The following is a 14,358-nucleotide window of genomic DNA, read 5'->3' as shown; positions in this document are numbered from 1 at the left end:
GGAGTGAGCGATCTGCACTTCTCCGGCGTCGTCCTGCCCGGCGGCGAGGGCGAGTTCTGGGTGTCCGACGGTGCCGTGCACCTCTCCGATCCGGGGACGTCCGGGGCACGGGCCGAGCTGACCGGCTTCGCCGTGCCCGGGTACGTCGACGCCCACTGCCACGTGGGCATCGTCGAGGACGGTGAGCCGGATCTCGTGCGCGGCCGCGCCCTCGCGCTGGAGGACGTCGCCGTGGGGGTCACCGTCATCCGCGAACCCGGATCCGACCTCGACACGTCGCCGCTGGACGGTCGGCCGGGCCTGCCGCGCTTCGTCCGCATGGGTCGGCACATCGCCCTCGTCAAGCGGTACACCCGCGGGCTCGGAGAGCAGCTCGACGAGCCGTCCCAGCTGGTGGAGGCCGTGCGACGCCGGGCCGCCGAGGGGCACCCGTGGATCAAGCTGGTGGGGGACTGGATCGACCGGTCCGTGGGCGACCTCGCGCCGCTGTGGCCCGACGACGTGCTCGTCGACGCCGTGGCGGCGGCCCATGACGCGGGCGCCCGGATCACCGCGCACGTCTTCGGCGAGGACGCACTCCCGGGGCTACTGGCCGCCGGGGTGGACGCGATCGAGCACGGCTCGGGACTCACCGCGGACACCATCGAGACCATGGTCGAGAAGGGGATCGGCCTGGTGCCGACCATGATCCAGATCGAGAACTTCCCGTCGATCGCCGCACCCGCCGCGGAGAAGTTCCCCACGTACCACCGGCACATGATGGATCTACACGACCGCCGTAAGGCGACTTTCCGCGCCGCCTGGGAGGCGGGAGTCGCGATGTACGCCGGCACCGACGCCGGCGGCTTCAACGTGCACGGCGCGCTGCCGCGCGAGATCGAGGCGCTCGCCGCGGTCATGCCTCCCGAGGAGGCCATCGCCGCCGCCTCGTGGCGGGCGCGACAGTGGCTCGGCTTCGCCGGCATCGACGACGGTGCTCCCGCCGACCTGGTGATCTACGACGAGGATCCGCGCACCGCGCTCGCCCACGGCGGGCTGCCGGCACCGTCGGCCGTGGTGATCCGGGGTGAGCTCGCGGACCTGCCCCGGTAGGCGCGCTCAGGCCCGGGCGGTCGCCGCGTCGGTGCGCACCCGCTTGGCCGGCCGCGGCCGGCCCACCCACCACTGGGCCTTGGGCGCCCGGCTGAGCAACTCGACGATACCCAGGGTGATGGCGATGGTCACGACGTACGCGACCGCGGTGCCGAAGGGCGAGGGCAGGACCGACGTGAGCCAGGGCGCACCGTCGGCGGTCCGCGGGAGAAGCAGGGTCGACAGCACCATCACGTGCACCAGGAAGACGCCGAACGAGCGCTGGGCGCCGTAGGAGGCGAAGCGCGTCAGACGCGGGATCCGGTGCCGGTTGCGTGCCAACAGCAGTCCGACGGTGTAGACCGCCACCACCAGCGTGAAGTAGAGGACGAAGTTGCCCGGCTGGAAGGTCGCCGACGCCACGTTCGGGGCGGTCTCGTCGCTCAGGCGCATCCGGTAGAGGACCTGCGATCCGATCACCACGAACACCGCGACGGCGAAGACCAGCGGAGTGTGCCGCAGGAGGACCGCCTCGATGCGCTCGCTATGGAAGGCGGCGATGACGCCCAGCAGGATGAAGAACTGGTACGGGATGAACGTGGCGTAGAGGTGCCAGAAGTTCTCGCCCCACCAGCCGGTGGTCGGATTCCAGTAGGTGGCGGCCACGTAGATGCCCACCTGCAGCACAGCGCTCGCCAGCAGAACCCGGCCGTGGAAGCGGCGGGTGCGCTCCGCGAACGCGAAGATCAGGGGGAAGAGCAGGTAGATCTGCAGCGTGACGAAGATGAAGTAGAGCTGGTAGCCGTTGAGGCCGCCCCACTTGAGGTTGTTCCAGAAGTCGCCGAGCTCGTGCGGGATCCGGCCGGCATTGCCGCCGACCGCCATGTCGTACGCCCAGTAGGCGAAGGCCCACAGCACGAACGGGGTGATCACCAGCGTGAGCCGCTTGCGCCAGAACCGCATCGGGCTCATCCGGGCGCCGCGCTCCACGACGCCGTAGGCCAGTACCAGACCCGTCAGCGCGAAGAAGGCGTTGCGGGTGAAGTGCAGATTCATGGCGATCGCGTTGGTGACGGTGCCGTCGACCTCATCGTTGGTGTTCGTCAGCGTGTGCATGAAGACCACCAGGAGAAAGGTGATCGTGCGGACGAAGTCGAGCTGGTGCAGATAGCCGCCGCGCGAGGGTGCGGCCGCCGCGTCCCCGGCGCGGGCCGGGGACGTCGTGGGGCGATCCAGGTGCGTGGCCATGATCCGAGTGTGCGGTCCGTTCCTGCGAGGCTGCTGGACGTGGCCTGGCAGTGGGCTACACCGGGCTGGCGGTGCACCGCGCAGGCGACAACGGGCTTTAGTTTACCCGCTGGTAACCATTGCTTTCGCAACATTCGCCCCGGAGTGGCGCGTGTCACGCGGCGGCGACCGTGCTCGATCCGAGCCTAGCGTCCGGATGCGGGCGGTGACGGGAGCCGCGTGTCGCGGCGTGACGCCCGGCGGTGCGGGACCGGCGATCGGGCCTCAGTAGTGGAAGGCGATCCGGTGCTCACGGGGCGTGTTCGTGCTGCTCAGCCGCTGGAGGGTGCTCGTCAGGTCGTCGCGGAGCTTGCCGGCGAGGTCGCCCGAGAAACCCTCCCGCACGACGATGCGGAGCACCGTGACGCTCTGCGCGTCCGCGGGCATCGTGTACGCGGGGACCTGCCATCCGAACGCCCGTAGTTCGTGCGAGACGTCGAACGCGGTGAACGGCGCGTCGTCGTCGACCTCCAGGGTGACCACGGGGAGTGCGGAGCCGTCGCTGACCACTCGGAGGTGGTGCAGTGCCCCCAGCTCCTTCGCCAGCCAGGTCGCCGTGCCGCGCAGCGCGGTCATGATCTTGGTGTAGCCGTCGCGACCCAACCGGATGAAGTTGTAGTACTGCCCGATGATCTGCGCGCCCGGACGCGAGAAGTTGAGCGTGAAGGTCGGCATGTCGCCGCCGAGGTAGTTGACCCGGAAGACCAGATCCTCGTCGAGCGCGGCCCGGTCGCGGAAGACCACGAAGCCGATGCCGGGATAGGTGAGGCCGTACTTGTGCCCGGAGGCGTTGATCGACGCGACCCGGGGAAGACGGAAGTCCCAGCGGAGATCGGGGTCGAGGAACGGGGCCACGAAGCCGCCGCTGGCCGCGTCGACGTGGACGGGGACGTCGGGGCCGCCCTGCGCGGCCAGGTCGTCCAATGCGGCGCACACGCCCGCGACGTCCTCGTACTCGCCCGTGAAGGTGGTGCCGAGGATGGTGACCGCGCCGATGGTGTTCTCGTCGACGGCGGCGCGCACCTGTTCCGGCGTGATCACGTAGCGGCCGGGTTCGATCGGGAGGTAGACGGGCTCGACGTCGAAGTAGCGGCAGAACTTCTCCCACACCACCTGCACGTTCGACCCGAGCACCAGCTGCGGGCGACTCGCGTCCAGGCCCTGCGCCTGCCGCGCCTTGCGCCAGCGCCACTTCAGCGCGAGGCCGGCGAGCATCACGGCCTCGGACGAGCCGATCGTGGTGGTCCCGGTCGCCGACGCCGGGTCCTTGGGGTCGAGTCCGGGAGCGTGGAACAGGTCGGCGACGATCGCGACGGTCCGCGTGTCGATCGCGGAGGTCGCCGGGTACTCGTCGTGGTCGATCGCGTTCTTGTCGAAGGACTCGGACATCAGCGCCTGGCCCTGCGGTTCCATCCACGTGGTGACGAAGGTCGCGAGGTTCATCCGGGACTGGCCGTCGAGCATCAGCTCGTCGTGGATGAAGCGGTAGGCCTCCGACGGCGTGGTCTCCGCGTCGGCCAGCCGGGCGCGGGGGAGCGGATCGGTGCCGAGGCGGCCCGCGTAGGCGGGGATGAGGAGGGCGTCGTCGTCGAGGGGATTCGTGCTCATGGCCGCACGCTACCGCCGCTCGTCCGGGGCGGCAGGGCGAGTGGAATCCCGCGCGGCGGGCCCGGAGCGCCCGACGGCGCGATCGCGCGATTTCGTGCAGCTCGCACGGCATGGCACAATGGATCGCTGCTGACCGGCAGCGGCTGAGATACCGCCCGGCGGTCACGCAACCAGACGGCAAAACCGGGTGCGTTCATCCTGACGCATCGCTGAATTGCACACGTGACTACGAACGAAGGACACAGCACATGGCTGTCAAGATCAAGCTCACGCGGCTCGGCAAGATCCGCAACCCGCAGTACCGCGTCGTCATCGCCGACTCGCGCACCCGCCGCAACGGCCGCGCGATCGAGTCGATCGGCAAGTACCACCCCAAGGAGGAGCCGTCGCTCATCCAGATCGACTCGGAGCGCGTGCAGTACTGGCTGGGTGTCGGCGCGCAGCCGACCGAGCCGGTTCTCGCCCTCCTGAAGATCACCGGCGACTGGCAGAAGTTCAAGGGCCTCCCGGGCGCCGAGGGCACCCTCAAGACCGCCGCTGAGAAGCCGTCCAAGCTGGACCTCTTCAACGCCGCGCTGGCCGAGGCCGACAAGGAGCCCGCCGCGGCCGCCACCACGCCCAAGAAGAAGGCGGAGAAGAAGGCCGACGAGGCCCCCGCCGAGGCTGCTGAGGCTCCGGCCGAGGCCGCCGCTGAGGCTCCGGCCGAGGGCGAGTAATGAGCGCCGTCGTCGCAGATGCCGTCGAGCACCTCGTGCGCGGCATCGTGTCGAACCCGGACGATGTTCGCGTCGACCTCATCACCGGCCGTCGCGGCCGCGTGATCGAGGTCCACGTGAACCCGGACGACCTGGGCAAGGTCATCGGCCGCAGCGGCCGGACCGCCACCGCCCTGCGCACCCTCGTCACCGGCATCGGTGGCAAGGGCATCCGGATCGACGTCGTCGACACCGATCGGGTCCGCTGACCCGATGGAGCTCGTGATCGGCCGCGTCGCCAAGTCGCACGGCATCCGCGGCGAACTCGTCGTGGAGGTGCGCACCGATTCGCCCGAGCTCCGCTTCGCGGACGGCGCCGTCCTCACCGGACGTCGCCCCCGTGAGACGCGCACGCAGACGTACACCGTGGCAGCCTCCCGGAATCATTCCGGGAGGCTGCTCGTGCGTCTGGAGGGCGTGAACGACCGCACCGCCGCCGACGAGCTGCGCGGCACGTTGTTCGTCATCGATTCCGCCGATGTCTCCTCCGGCGATGATCCGGACGAGTTCTACGACCACGAACTCGAGGGCCTCGCCGTCCGCACGACGGACGGCGCCGAGGTCGGCACGATCGCCGAGGTGCTGCACGCGCCCGGCGGTGAGCTGCTGTCGGTGAAGGCGCCCGACGGCCGCGAGATCCTCATCCCGTTCGTCACCGCGATCGTCCCCGAGATCGACATCGCGGGCGGCGTCGTCCTGGTGGACGCCCCCGAGGGCCTCCTCGACCCGGAGTAGCGCATGCGCATCGACGTGGTCACGATCTTCCCCGAGTACCTCGCGCCGCTGCGGCAGGCGCTGCTCGGTAAGGCCGTCGACAAGGGACTGCTCGAGTTCGGCGTGCACGACCTGCGTGACTGGACCCACGACGTGCACAAGGCCGTCGACGACTCGCCCTACGGCGGCGGGCCCGGCATGGTCATGAAGCCCACCGTCTGGGGTCCCGCGCTCGACGAGGTCTGCCCCGACGACGCCCTGCTCGTGGTCCCCACGCCCGCGGGCGTGCCGTTCACCCAGGCCATGGCCCACGACTGGGCGCAGGAGAAGCACATCGTCTTCGCCTGCGGCCGGTACGAGGGCATCGATCAGCGCGTTTTCGACGACGCCGCCAAACGCGTGCGAGTGGTCGAGGTTTCCATCGGCGACTACGTCCTCATCGGCGGCGAGGTCGCGGTGCTCGTGATGGTGGAGGCCTTCGGCCGGCTCATCCCCGGCGTGCTCGGCAACAAGCTCAGCCATCAGGACGACTCCTTCTCCGACGGTGCCGGTGGCCTCCTCGAGGGGCCCTCGTACACCCGTCCCGAGACCTGGCGCGACCTGACGGTGCCGCCCGTCCTGCTCTCCGGCGATCACGCCAAGGTCGCGCGGTGGCGGCGCGAGCAGTCCCTCGCGCGCACCGCGGACCGTCGTCCCGATCTGCTCCCACCTGCGCAGACCTCCTGACCTGAAGGCGGCTTCAGGTCGCTTCAGGTGCATCTCAGCGGTGCTCTCGCATCGTGGTGTCATCGAAGCGAGCGCTTCGACCGGCCACCGGCCGAGCGACCCACAGGGAGTACCGATATGAGCAGCATCCGCCGCACCGTCCTCGCCATCCTCGGCGGCGTCGCGATCGTGGGCGGAACCGCCCTCGGCGCGGGTTCCGCCCTCGCCGGCGGCGACACCACCGCCCCCGAGCCCGGGGCCCCGATCTGCGGGACGACCGGCCTGCACGGTGAGGCGGCGAGGGAGGTGCCGTGTAGTCGGCTGCCGGCCACCGGCGGCGCGACCTTCACCATCGACGCCGACGGCACCGTCCGAGACGCCGCGGGCAGGATCGTGGGAGGCGCGACAGGCCGGTAGTACTGCAAAGACCGGACGGCTGCGGCCGGTACCGTCGAACCCGATCCGGGCGGACGGTGCCGCCCGCGCCGCACGAAGGAGGGGCCGTGCCACGGATCCTGATCGCCGACGACGACCAGCGGCTCGTCCGCGGCCTCGCGGAGGGCCTCGGCTGCGAGGGGTACGCGGTGGAGACCGCCACCGACGGTGCGGCCGCCCTGCTGGCGGCGGAGGTGACCCGCTTCGACGTGATCGTCCTCGATGTCCAGATGCCCCTGCGCAACGGCCACCAGGTGGTCCGTGCGCTGCGCGCCCGCGAGGACTGGACGCCCGTGCTCATGCTGACCGCGAAGGACGGCGAGTACGACGAGGCGGACGGGCTCGACGCGGGCGCCGACGACTACCTCACCAAACCCTTCTCCTACGTGGTACTTCTGGCACGACTGCGCACGCTGCTGCGCCGGGCGCGGGCGCCACGACCCGTGGTGCTCGTCGTGGGCGACCTGGAGCTGGACGTCGCCGCGCGCACGGTCGCACGGGGCGGGACCTCGATCGCGCTGACGGCCAAGGAGTTCGAGATGCTCGCGACACTGGCCAGGCAGCCGGGACGGCCGGTGTCCAAGACCGACCTCGCCGCGTCCGTGTGGGACGAGGCCGCGGATGTCGCCGACAACCGCATCGAGGTGCACATCAGCGCGCTGCGCCGCAAGGTCGACGCCCCGTTCGGGACCGCGTCGATCGAGACGCTGCGCGGCTACGGCTACCGGGTCCGCCCGTGAGGCGCCTCGGCTCGGTGCGCATGCGCCTCGCCGTCCTCACCGGCGTGATCGTCTTCGTCGCCTACGCGATCGTGGCTCTCGCGATCGTCTGGTTGCTCACGGACGTCGTTCTGGGGGAGACGGTGCCGGTGACCGACATGCCTGCCCCGGGCGGACCGCAGTGGGGCCCCACGGGCGTCCCTCCCGGGACGGCCGTGCCGGACCAAGGGAACGGCATCACCGTCCAACTGCGCGACGCGCTCTCGCAGTGGGGCAAGATCGGCGTGCTCGCCACCGCGCCCGTCGCGGGCCTGGTCACGGGGATGATCGCGTGGCTCGTGGCGGGGCGGGCGCTGCGCCCCGTGGGTGCGATCGAGCAGCGGTTCCGCGAACTGTCCGCGGGCGACCTCAGCCTGCGCGTGCCGGAGCCCGCCGGCGGCGACGAGATCGCCCGTCTGGCCCGCACCATGAACGACACCCTGGCGATGCTCGAGGAGTCCTCAGTACGGCAGCTCCGGTTCGTCGCCGACGCCGCGCACGAGTTGCGCGGGCCGATCGGCGCCGTGCGTGCCGATCTCGAGGTCGCCGCGACGTACCCCGATCACGTGGATCCGGCGAAGGCGGTCCGCGAGGCGCTCGGCGATCTCGAGCACCTGCAGGAGGTGGCCGTCGACCTGTTGACCCTCGCCCGGCTGGAAGCCGGAGAGCGGCCGCGCCGGGAGATGCTGCCGCTGTTCGAGGTCATGGCCGACGTGCGGGCGCCGGCGCGCGCCGCCTACGCGGTCGACGGGGATCTCGCAGTGCTGGTGATGGGCTCGCGCACCCAGCTCGCGAGGATGATGCAGAACCTCGTCGACAACGCCGCACGGCACGCGCGCTCCGAGGTGACGGTGAGGATCGGCGAGTTCGACGGCGCGGTGGTGCTGCGCGTCGACGACGACGGTCCCGGGATCGCGGAGGCGGATCGCGACCGCGTGTTCACGCCCTTCCAGCGGCTCGACGACGCGCGCTCGCGCGAGGTCGGCGGATCGGGGCTCGGGCTCGCGATCGTGGCGGAGATCGTGCGTGCGCACGGGGGTTCCGTGCGGGTCGAGGATTCGCCGCACGGCGGCACCCGGTTGCGCGTCGAGCTGCCCGCGGTGATCGGGAATCGGTGAATCCGTCCCCGGCGGTGCCCGGACCGGCATGATGGAGCCGAGCGGACGTGGGGGCGTCCGCGGATTCGGGGGAATCATGGCCGAGATCAGTGGTCCCGCCGCGCTGCTCGCGGAGGTCGAGCGCCGCGAGGCCGAGCTCGCGCGGCTCGACGAGGAGTTCCGCACCGCCCGCGTCACGGCGCGCTCGCAGGATCGTGCCGTCGCCGTGACCGTGGACGTGCGGGGGCACGTCGTCGCGGTCGATCTGGCGCCCGGGACGCCGCGGGCGCATCCGCCGGAACGGCTGGGGCCCTTGATCGCCGAGCTCGCCGCACGCGCCGCGGCCACGCTCCGCGAGCACTACGAGCGGCGCGCCGAACTGACCCGGGTGCCGCGATGATGTTCGAGATGGACCCGTCGGCCTGGGAGCGGGAAGCGCGGATCGTCGACGCGCTCGCGGACGCGCTGACCGCACCCGCCCCGCTGCCCCTGCCCGACGATCCGTACGCGCGCGCCCTCGGTGCGGCGCCCGCCGCGTCCGATGCGCTGGCGGCCGAGCTGCACGCCGTGGCGGTGGCCGATCTGCGGGCGCTCGCCGACCGGATCCGGGGGCGGGCTCACGCCGTGACCGGCACCGACCGATCGTCGGCCTCCGCCATCGAGGCCGTCCGGTGACCGATCCGTCGTTCTGGCCGCAGGAGCCACGGCCGTACGTGCCGATCGCCGAGCACTACCTCGCTGCGCACGATGAGGCGCGGCGGGTCGCCGCCCGGCTGGGCGTCGCGGCGCCGTCCGGGGCGCTGGTGGACGCGGCCGATCTGGACGTCGCCCGGGCGGGCCTGACCGCCGATCACGCGCGCCTCGTCGAGGACACCCGGGCCCGCATGACGGACGTCGCCGCGCGCACCGCGGTCGCCCGGCTCGAGGCGCGCGGCGGTCGCCCACCCGGTGATCCGAGTGCGGACGAGGCGGCGGACGTCGCGGACGAGCGCGGGCGCGCCGAGACCGAGGACGCTGCGGAGGAGGCCCGTCGCCGAGCCGCCGACCTCGGCGCCGCGCACGGTGCCGCCCTCGGCGGTATGGCACCCATGGCGGGTCTGGGCATGCTCGGCAGGGGCCTCGGTGCCGCGGGCGAGCATCGCGCCGCCCGGTACAGCGTCCCCGTCGCGGCGCGCCAGGACCTCGACCTCCGGCTGCGGGAACTGTGCGGTGCGGTGGACGGGCCAGCCCGCGGCTGGGTGCGGCTGGCCGTCGCCGAGGTCTCCGACGAGGCGGGCCGGCCGTGGCGCCTGATCGGCACCACCGAGCTCGACGGCTACCTGCGGCCCGGGGTGGTCCTGCGCGACGGCGAGCTCGCGGCGGGTAACGAGGTCTGGCCCGAGTTGTCGATCGCCACCTTCTGCGTGGTCCACGGCTTCGCGCCCGGGCCGGTGGTCGGCGTCGCCGAGCCGCCGCCCGACGTGTGCGAGTACCTGCGCGGGGCCGGCTTCGCGCCGAGCTGGTCGGCCGACGCCTGGACCACCGGATGGGAGGACGCCGATGCACCGCTCGAATAGCCTGCCGGACCTCGCCGACGCCGCCGCCGCGGTGCCGGCGGAGCGCCGCCACGCCGCGGGCGTCGCCCTCGTGGCGAGCGCACTCGACCGCGCCGCCGATCCCGCGCTCGACCACGCGGGCGAGATCCTGCTGGACGAACGTCGCGCGCCCGGCTCCCGGCGGGCCACCGCCGATGCGCTGGCGGCCGGCGCCGACCGGTGCGATCGTGAGGCGCACGCCCGTCGGCTCGACGGCGATCACACCGGCTACATCCTGGGATTCCAGTCCGCCCGGGTGCTCACCGCGCTGTACTTCCTCGTGCGCGACGGCGGCGTCGGTCTGGCCGATGTCGCGTACGAGGCGGTCATGGTGTGCGGCGCGACGGAGCCGGTGATCGCCGAACTCGTCGGTGCCCGCCGGTAGGGTGGCGCGGGTGAATTCGAGCGCACCACTGAAGTCCGTGTCCGCCCGCATCGCCGAGGAGCTCGCGGTGGGGGAGAACCAGGTGGCCGCGGCCATCGCGCTGCTGGACGAGGGGTCGACGGTGCCGTTCATCGCCCGGTACCGCAAGGAGGTCACCGGCAGCCTCGATGACGCGCAGCTGCGCACGCTCGAGGAGCGCCTCGGCTACCTGCGCGAACTCGACGACCGTCGCGCCGCCGTGCTCGCCTCGATCGAGGAGCAGGGCAAGCTGACGCCGCAGCTGCGGGAGGCGCTGCTCGCGGCCGAGACGAAGGCCCGCGTCGAGGACATCTACCTGCCGTACAAGGTCAAGCGGCGCACCAAGGCGCAGATCGCGCGGGAGAACGGCCTGCAGCCGCTCGCGGAGCGCCTGCTGGACGATCCGACGCTGGTCCCCGAGGAGCTGGCGGCCGAGTTCCTCGGCGAGAACGTCGCCGACGCGGCGGCGGCGCTGGAGGGCGCGCGGCACATCCTGGTCGAGCGCGCCGCGGAGGACGCCGAGCTGGTGGGCACCGTCCGGGAGAAGTTCTGGACGGACTCGACGCTGCGCACCGGCGTGCGCGAGGGCGCCGACCCGCAGAAGGCACAGAAGTTCCGGGACTACTTCGAGTTCTCCGAGCCGCTGGATCAGATGCCCTCGCACCGCGTGCTGGCCGTGCTGCGCGGTGAGAAGGAGGAGGTGCTCACGCTGCAGTTCGACGGTGGCGAGGACGCCGACTACGAGTCGATGGTCGCCGCGACGCTGGGGATCTCGAACCAGGGCCGACCGGCCGACAAGTGGCTCGGCACCGTCGCGCGGTGGGCCTGGCGCACCAAGCTGATGGTCTCCGCCACCGTCGACGCCCGGACCCGCCTGCGCCAGCGCGCCGAGGACGACGCCGTGCACGTCTTCGCCACCAACCTCAAGGACCTGCTGCTGGCCGCCCCCGCGGGCACCCGCCCGACCCTGGGCCTGGACCCGGGCTTCCGCAACGGCGTGAAGACGGCCGTGGTCGATGGCACCGGCAAGGTGCTGGACACGCTGATCATCTACCCGCACCAGCCGCAGAACCAGTGGGACAAGTCCAAGGCGCTGCTCGCGGCGCTGATCGCCCGGCACGACGTGGAGCTGGTGGCCATCGGCAACGGCACCGCGTCGCGCGAGACCGACGCCCTGACCACGGAACTGCTCGGCGAGATCCGCGCCGCCGGCGGCAAGGTGCCCGCGAAGGCCGTGGTCAGCGAGGCCGGGGCGTCGATCTACTCGGCATCGGAGTACGCCTCGCAGGAACTGCCGGACATGGACGTCTCGCTCCGCGGCGCCGTGTCCATCGCGCGCCGCCTGCAGGACCCGCTGGCCGAGCTGGTGAAGATCGATCCCAAGTCGATCGGCGTGGGCCAGTACCAGCACGACGTCTCGCAGGCCAGCCTCGCGAAGTCGCTCGACGCGGTGGTGGAGGACGCGGTGAACGCCGTCGGCGTCGACCTCAACACCGCCTCCGCGCCGCTGCTCGCCCGGGTCTCCGGCGTCACCGAGAACCTGGCCGCCGCGATCGTCGCGCATCGTGACGGCGCGGGCGCCTTCCGCAGCCGCAAGGGCCTGCTCGACGTGCCGCGGCTGGGCCCCAAGGCCTTCGAGCAGTGTGCGGGCTTCCTCCGCATCCGCGGCGGCGACGACCCGCTCGACGCCTCCGGCGTCCACCCCGAGGCCTACCCCGTGGTCCGGAAGATCCTGGACCGCTCCGGGCTGCAGCTCGCCGAGCTGATCGGCAACAGCGCCGCGCTGGCGAAGCTGCGGCCCGCCGACATCGCCGCGGACCTGGCCGACGAGCGCTTCGGCGTCCCGACGGTGACCGACATCCTGGCCGAACTGGAGAAGCCCGGGCGCGATCCGCGTCCCGCGTTCACCACCGCGACGTTCGCGGCCGGTGTCGAGAAGGTCTCCGACCTCAAGCCCGGCATGGTGCTCGAGGGCGTGGTCACCAATGTCGCGGCCTTCGGTGCCTTCGTCGACGTGGGCGTGCACCAGGACGGCCTCGTGCACGTCTCGGCGATGTCGGACCGGTACGTCTCCGATCCGCACGAGGTGGTCAAGTCCGGCCAGGTCGTCAAGGTCAAGGTGGTCGACGTGGACGTCGAACGCCAGCGCATCGGCCTGTCGCTGCGCCTGAACGACGAGGCCGCACCGAAGGAGCGCGTCCCGCGCGGCGGGGGAGCGCAGCGCGGTGGTGACCGCGGCGGGCAGCGCGGCGGCGGCCCGCGCGGCGGACAGCCGGGAGGTCACAACCGCGGCCAGGGCCAGCGCGGCGGCCAGAACCGCACTGCGTCGCGCGGCGGAGGGCAGTCGGCGCCGTCGGGCTCGATGGCGGACGCGCTCCGCAAGGCCGGCTTCGGCAAGTAGTCCCGCGCACGCGCCGCGTACGCACCGTCGCGGCCCGTGCGCGGGACGACATCCGCGGACGTGCCGCGTGTGCGGATGACTGGACCGGCGGCAGCGTTCCGACCTGGGGCGACGGTGCGCGACGCTAGGTTGGAGGCATGTCCACCTGGTTCGCGCGCGACATCGTGGAGGCGGGACGGCTGCCGCTGTTCGCCTTCTGCGTCGGGCTGATCGTGGGCTTCATGGGGATCCGGATCAGCGTGCGGTTGATCCGGGCGAAGGTGCGGTGGTGGTTCGGCAACGTGACGCCCGGCGGCCTGCACCTGCACCACATGGTGTTCGGCGTGGTGCTGTGCCTGGGCTCGGCGATCGGCCTCATCGCGAACTTCGACAAGGCGACGCAGACGACCGCCGCGGTGCTCGCGGCCGTCTTCGGGCTGGGGGCCGCGCTGATCCTCGACGAGTTCGCGCTCATCCTCTACCTCCGGGACGTCTACTGGCAGGAGGAGGGGCGCGCGTCGGTCGACGCGGTGTTCGTGGCGATCGCCATGAGCGGCCTGCTGCTCCTGGGGCTGCGGCCGCTGGACCTGGTGGACTTCGCGGGCTTCCGGGATTCGCCGGAGCGGGCCGCGCAGATCGGGTTCGGTGTGATCAGTCTCGGCACAGCGGCGATCGTGCTCCTCAAGGGCAAGATCTGGACCGGGCTGATCGGACTGTTCTTCTTCCCGCTGCTGCTCGTCGGCGCGATCCGGCTGTCCCGACCGGGCGCCCCGTGGGCCCGCTGGCGCTACGACCACGACTCGCGGCGCATGCTCCGGGCCCTACGCCGCGAGCGCCGTCTCCGCCGGCCCTTGATCCGCGCGAAGATCGCGGTGCAGGACCTGATGGCCGGCCGCCCGGATCTGCTGCCGCAGCTGCGCGAGGACACGGAGAAGGAGCTGGACCGCACCGTCGTGCCCGCGCCGGCACCGCCTCGTCGGCCCCGGTCCATGGCCCGTCGCCTGACGATTTCGAAAAACCGACGCCGATCTGGCACAATCAACAGGTTGCCCGGGCTACGTGCTGCCCGGGTGTATCCGGCTGCCGAGCAGCCGGCACGACAGGAGTACGAACCGGTCGAACCCCCGCGGCAGTAGTCGCGACGGGCCGCCAGGGTCCTCTGCTCGCGAAGACATGTAAGAAACGGATGATCCAGCGATGAACACGCTCGACTTCATTGACCAGCAGTCCCTGCGCAGCGATGTGCCCGACTTCCGCCCCGGCGACACCCTTGACGTGCACGTCAAGGTCATCGAGGGCAGCAAGGAGCGCGTCCAGGTGTTCAAGGGCGTCGTGATCCGCCGCCAGGGTGGCGGCGTGCGCGAGACCTTCACCGTGCGCAAGGTGTCCTTCGGCGTCGGTGTGGAGCGCACCTTCCCCGTGCACTCCCCGAACATCGCCAAGATCGACGTCCTCACCCGTGGTGACGTCCGTCGCGCGAAGCTGTACTACCTGCGCGACCTGCGTGGCAAGGCCGCCAAGATCAAGGAGAAGCGCTGACCCCAGCGCCTCCGGCGGTCCATGTGACCGCC

17 protein-coding genes are annotated in these 14,358 nt (G+C 71.8%); 15 read left to right on the top strand and 2 right to left on the bottom strand.

What is annotated here, in order from left to right:
• Positions 1-3 precede the first annotated feature (3 nt).
• Complete coding sequence (locus FK268_RS08520; RefSeq protein ID WP_193560254.1) at positions 4-1,092, top strand: amidohydrolase family protein; 1,089 nt, start codon at positions 4-6, stop codon at positions 1,090-1,092.
• A 6-nt stretch (positions 1,093-1,098) separates the two neighbouring features.
• Here the strand turns inward: FK268_RS08520 and FK268_RS08515 are convergent, their stop codons facing one another.
• Together FK268_RS08515 and gad are read right to left on the bottom strand one after the other, a co-directional pair.
• The gene (locus FK268_RS08515; RefSeq protein WP_146433058.1) at positions 1,099-2,319 is read right to left on the bottom strand and encodes an acyltransferase; all 1,221 of its coding nucleotides are present in this window, start codon (positions 2,317-2,319) and stop codon (positions 1,099-1,101) included.
• Positions 2,320-2,583: 264 nt separating this feature from the next.
• The gene (gad, locus tag FK268_RS08510; protein ID WP_146433057.1) at positions 2,584-3,966 is read right to left on the bottom strand and encodes a glutamate decarboxylase; all 1,383 of its coding nucleotides are present in this window, start codon (positions 3,964-3,966) and stop codon (positions 2,584-2,586) included.
• A gap of 248 nt (positions 3,967-4,214) precedes the next feature.
• Here gad and rpsP point away from each other — a divergent pair, with 248 nt between their 5' ends.
• The 14 genes from rpsP (at position 4,215) to rplS (ending at position 14,326) form a co-directional block, all read left to right on the top strand.
• Positions 4,215-4,682, top strand: coding sequence for a 30S ribosomal protein S16 (gene rpsP / locus FK268_RS08505; protein ID WP_146433055.1), 468 nt, complete (start codon positions 4,215-4,217; stop codon positions 4,680-4,682).
• Positions 4,682-4,930, top strand: coding sequence for an RNA-binding protein (locus FK268_RS08500; protein ID WP_013126270.1), 249 nt, complete (start codon positions 4,682-4,684; stop codon positions 4,928-4,930). The genes rpsP and FK268_RS08500 overlap by 1 nt, the downstream gene beginning before the upstream one ends.
• A 4-nt stretch (positions 4,931-4,934) precedes the next feature.
• Positions 4,935-5,456: a ribosome maturation factor RimM gene (gene rimM, locus FK268_RS08495; protein ID WP_146433053.1), complete on the top strand. Its 522-nt coding sequence runs from the start codon at positions 4,935-4,937 to the stop codon at positions 5,454-5,456.
• 3 nt (positions 5,457-5,459) lie between these two features.
• On the top strand, positions 5,460-6,161 hold the full coding sequence (gene trmD, locus FK268_RS08490; RefSeq protein ID WP_146433052.1) for a tRNA (guanosine(37)-N1)-methyltransferase TrmD: 702 nt from the start codon (positions 5,460-5,462) through the stop codon (positions 6,159-6,161).
• Between the two features lie 117 nt (positions 6,162-6,278).
• Positions 6,279-6,557 carry a hypothetical protein gene (locus FK268_RS08485; RefSeq protein ID WP_146433050.1) on the top strand — a complete coding sequence of 93 codons (279 nt, stop codon included), beginning with the start codon at positions 6,279-6,281 and terminating at the stop codon, positions 6,555-6,557.
• An 86-nt stretch (positions 6,558-6,643) separates the two neighbouring features.
• Positions 6,644-7,315: a response regulator transcription factor gene (locus tag FK268_RS08480; RefSeq protein WP_146433048.1), complete on the top strand. Its 672-nt coding sequence runs from the start codon at positions 6,644-6,646 to the stop codon at positions 7,313-7,315.
• Positions 7,312-8,451 (top strand): sensor histidine kinase, encoded by a 1,140-nt coding sequence (locus tag FK268_RS08475; protein ID WP_146433046.1) that lies wholly within the window; start codon positions 7,312-7,314, stop codon positions 8,449-8,451. The genes FK268_RS08480 and FK268_RS08475 overlap by 4 nt, the downstream gene beginning before the upstream one ends.
• 76 nt (positions 8,452-8,527) lie before the next feature.
• Positions 8,528-8,830, top strand: coding sequence for a YbaB/EbfC family nucleoid-associated protein (locus FK268_RS08470; RefSeq protein WP_158636074.1), 303 nt, complete (start codon positions 8,528-8,530; stop codon positions 8,828-8,830).
• Positions 8,827-9,105: a hypothetical protein gene (locus tag FK268_RS08465; protein ID WP_146433042.1), complete on the top strand. Its 279-nt coding sequence runs from the start codon at positions 8,827-8,829 to the stop codon at positions 9,103-9,105. The genes FK268_RS08470 and FK268_RS08465 overlap by 4 nt, the downstream gene beginning before the upstream one ends.
• On the top strand, positions 9,102-9,986 hold the full coding sequence (locus tag FK268_RS08460; protein WP_146433041.1) for a hypothetical protein: 885 nt from the start codon (positions 9,102-9,104) through the stop codon (positions 9,984-9,986). Before FK268_RS08465 ends, FK268_RS08460 begins: the two co-directional genes overlap by 4 nt.
• Positions 9,970-10,389: a hypothetical protein gene (locus FK268_RS08455; protein WP_146433039.1), complete on the top strand. Its 420-nt coding sequence runs from the start codon at positions 9,970-9,972 to the stop codon at positions 10,387-10,389. Before FK268_RS08460 ends, FK268_RS08455 begins: the two co-directional genes overlap by 17 nt.
• Before the next feature lies 1 nt (position 10,390).
• Complete coding sequence (locus tag FK268_RS08450; protein WP_146433482.1) at positions 10,391-12,808, top strand: Tex family protein; 2,418 nt, start codon at positions 10,391-10,393, stop codon at positions 12,806-12,808.
• 137 nt (positions 12,809-12,945) lie between these two features.
• On the top strand, positions 12,946-13,923 hold the full coding sequence (locus FK268_RS08445; RefSeq protein WP_146433037.1) for a hypothetical protein: 978 nt from the start codon (positions 12,946-12,948) through the stop codon (positions 13,921-13,923).
• 61 nt (positions 13,924-13,984) lie between these two features.
• A complete protein-coding gene (gene rplS, locus FK268_RS08440; RefSeq protein WP_019203499.1) occupies positions 13,985-14,326 on the top strand; it encodes a 50S ribosomal protein L19 in 342 nt (113 codons plus the stop codon).
• The last annotated feature ends 32 nt before the right edge of the window (positions 14,327-14,358 follow it).

Source organism: Tsukamurella sputi, assembly GCF_007858445.1.
In the GTDB taxonomy this organism is placed as follows: Bacteria; Actinomycetota; Actinomycetes; order Mycobacteriales; family Mycobacteriaceae; genus Tsukamurella; species Tsukamurella sputi.
Note: the sequence above shows the minus strand (reverse complement) of the source record. Positions and strands in the feature narration are given on the sequence as shown.

Excerpts from the sequence above, each read along its gene's own strand:
- FK268_RS08515 (WP_146433058.1), bottom strand. The coding sequence starts at position 2,319 with ATGGCCACGCACCTGGATCGCCCCACGACGTCCCCGGCCCGCGCCGGG.
- gad (WP_146433057.1), bottom strand. The coding sequence starts at position 3,966 with ATGAGCACGAATCCCCTCGACGACGACGCCCTCCTCATCCCCGCCTAC.
- rpsP (WP_146433055.1), top strand. The coding sequence starts at position 4,215 with ATGGCTGTCAAGATCAAGCTCACGCGGCTCGGCAAGATCCGCAACCCG.
- FK268_RS08500 (WP_013126270.1), top strand. The coding sequence starts at position 4,682 with ATGAGCGCCGTCGTCGCAGATGCCGTCGAGCACCTCGTGCGCGGCATC.
- rimM (WP_146433053.1), top strand. The coding sequence starts at position 4,935 with ATGGAGCTCGTGATCGGCCGCGTCGCCAAGTCGCACGGCATCCGCGGC.
- trmD (WP_146433052.1), top strand. The coding sequence starts at position 5,460 with ATGCGCATCGACGTGGTCACGATCTTCCCCGAGTACCTCGCGCCGCTG.
- FK268_RS08485 (WP_146433050.1), top strand. The coding sequence starts at position 6,279 with ATGAGCAGCATCCGCCGCACCGTCCTCGCCATCCTCGGCGGCGTCGCG.
- FK268_RS08470 (WP_158636074.1), top strand. The coding sequence starts at position 8,528 with ATGGCCGAGATCAGTGGTCCCGCCGCGCTGCTCGCGGAGGTCGAGCGC.
- FK268_RS08465 (WP_146433042.1), top strand. The coding sequence starts at position 8,827 with ATGATGTTCGAGATGGACCCGTCGGCCTGGGAGCGGGAAGCGCGGATC.
- FK268_RS08455 (WP_146433039.1), top strand. The coding sequence starts at position 9,970 with ATGCACCGCTCGAATAGCCTGCCGGACCTCGCCGACGCCGCCGCCGCG.
- FK268_RS08445 (WP_146433037.1), top strand. The coding sequence starts at position 12,946 with ATGTCCACCTGGTTCGCGCGCGACATCGTGGAGGCGGGACGGCTGCCG.
- rplS (WP_019203499.1), top strand. The coding sequence starts at position 13,985 with ATGAACACGCTCGACTTCATTGACCAGCAGTCCCTGCGCAGCGATGTG.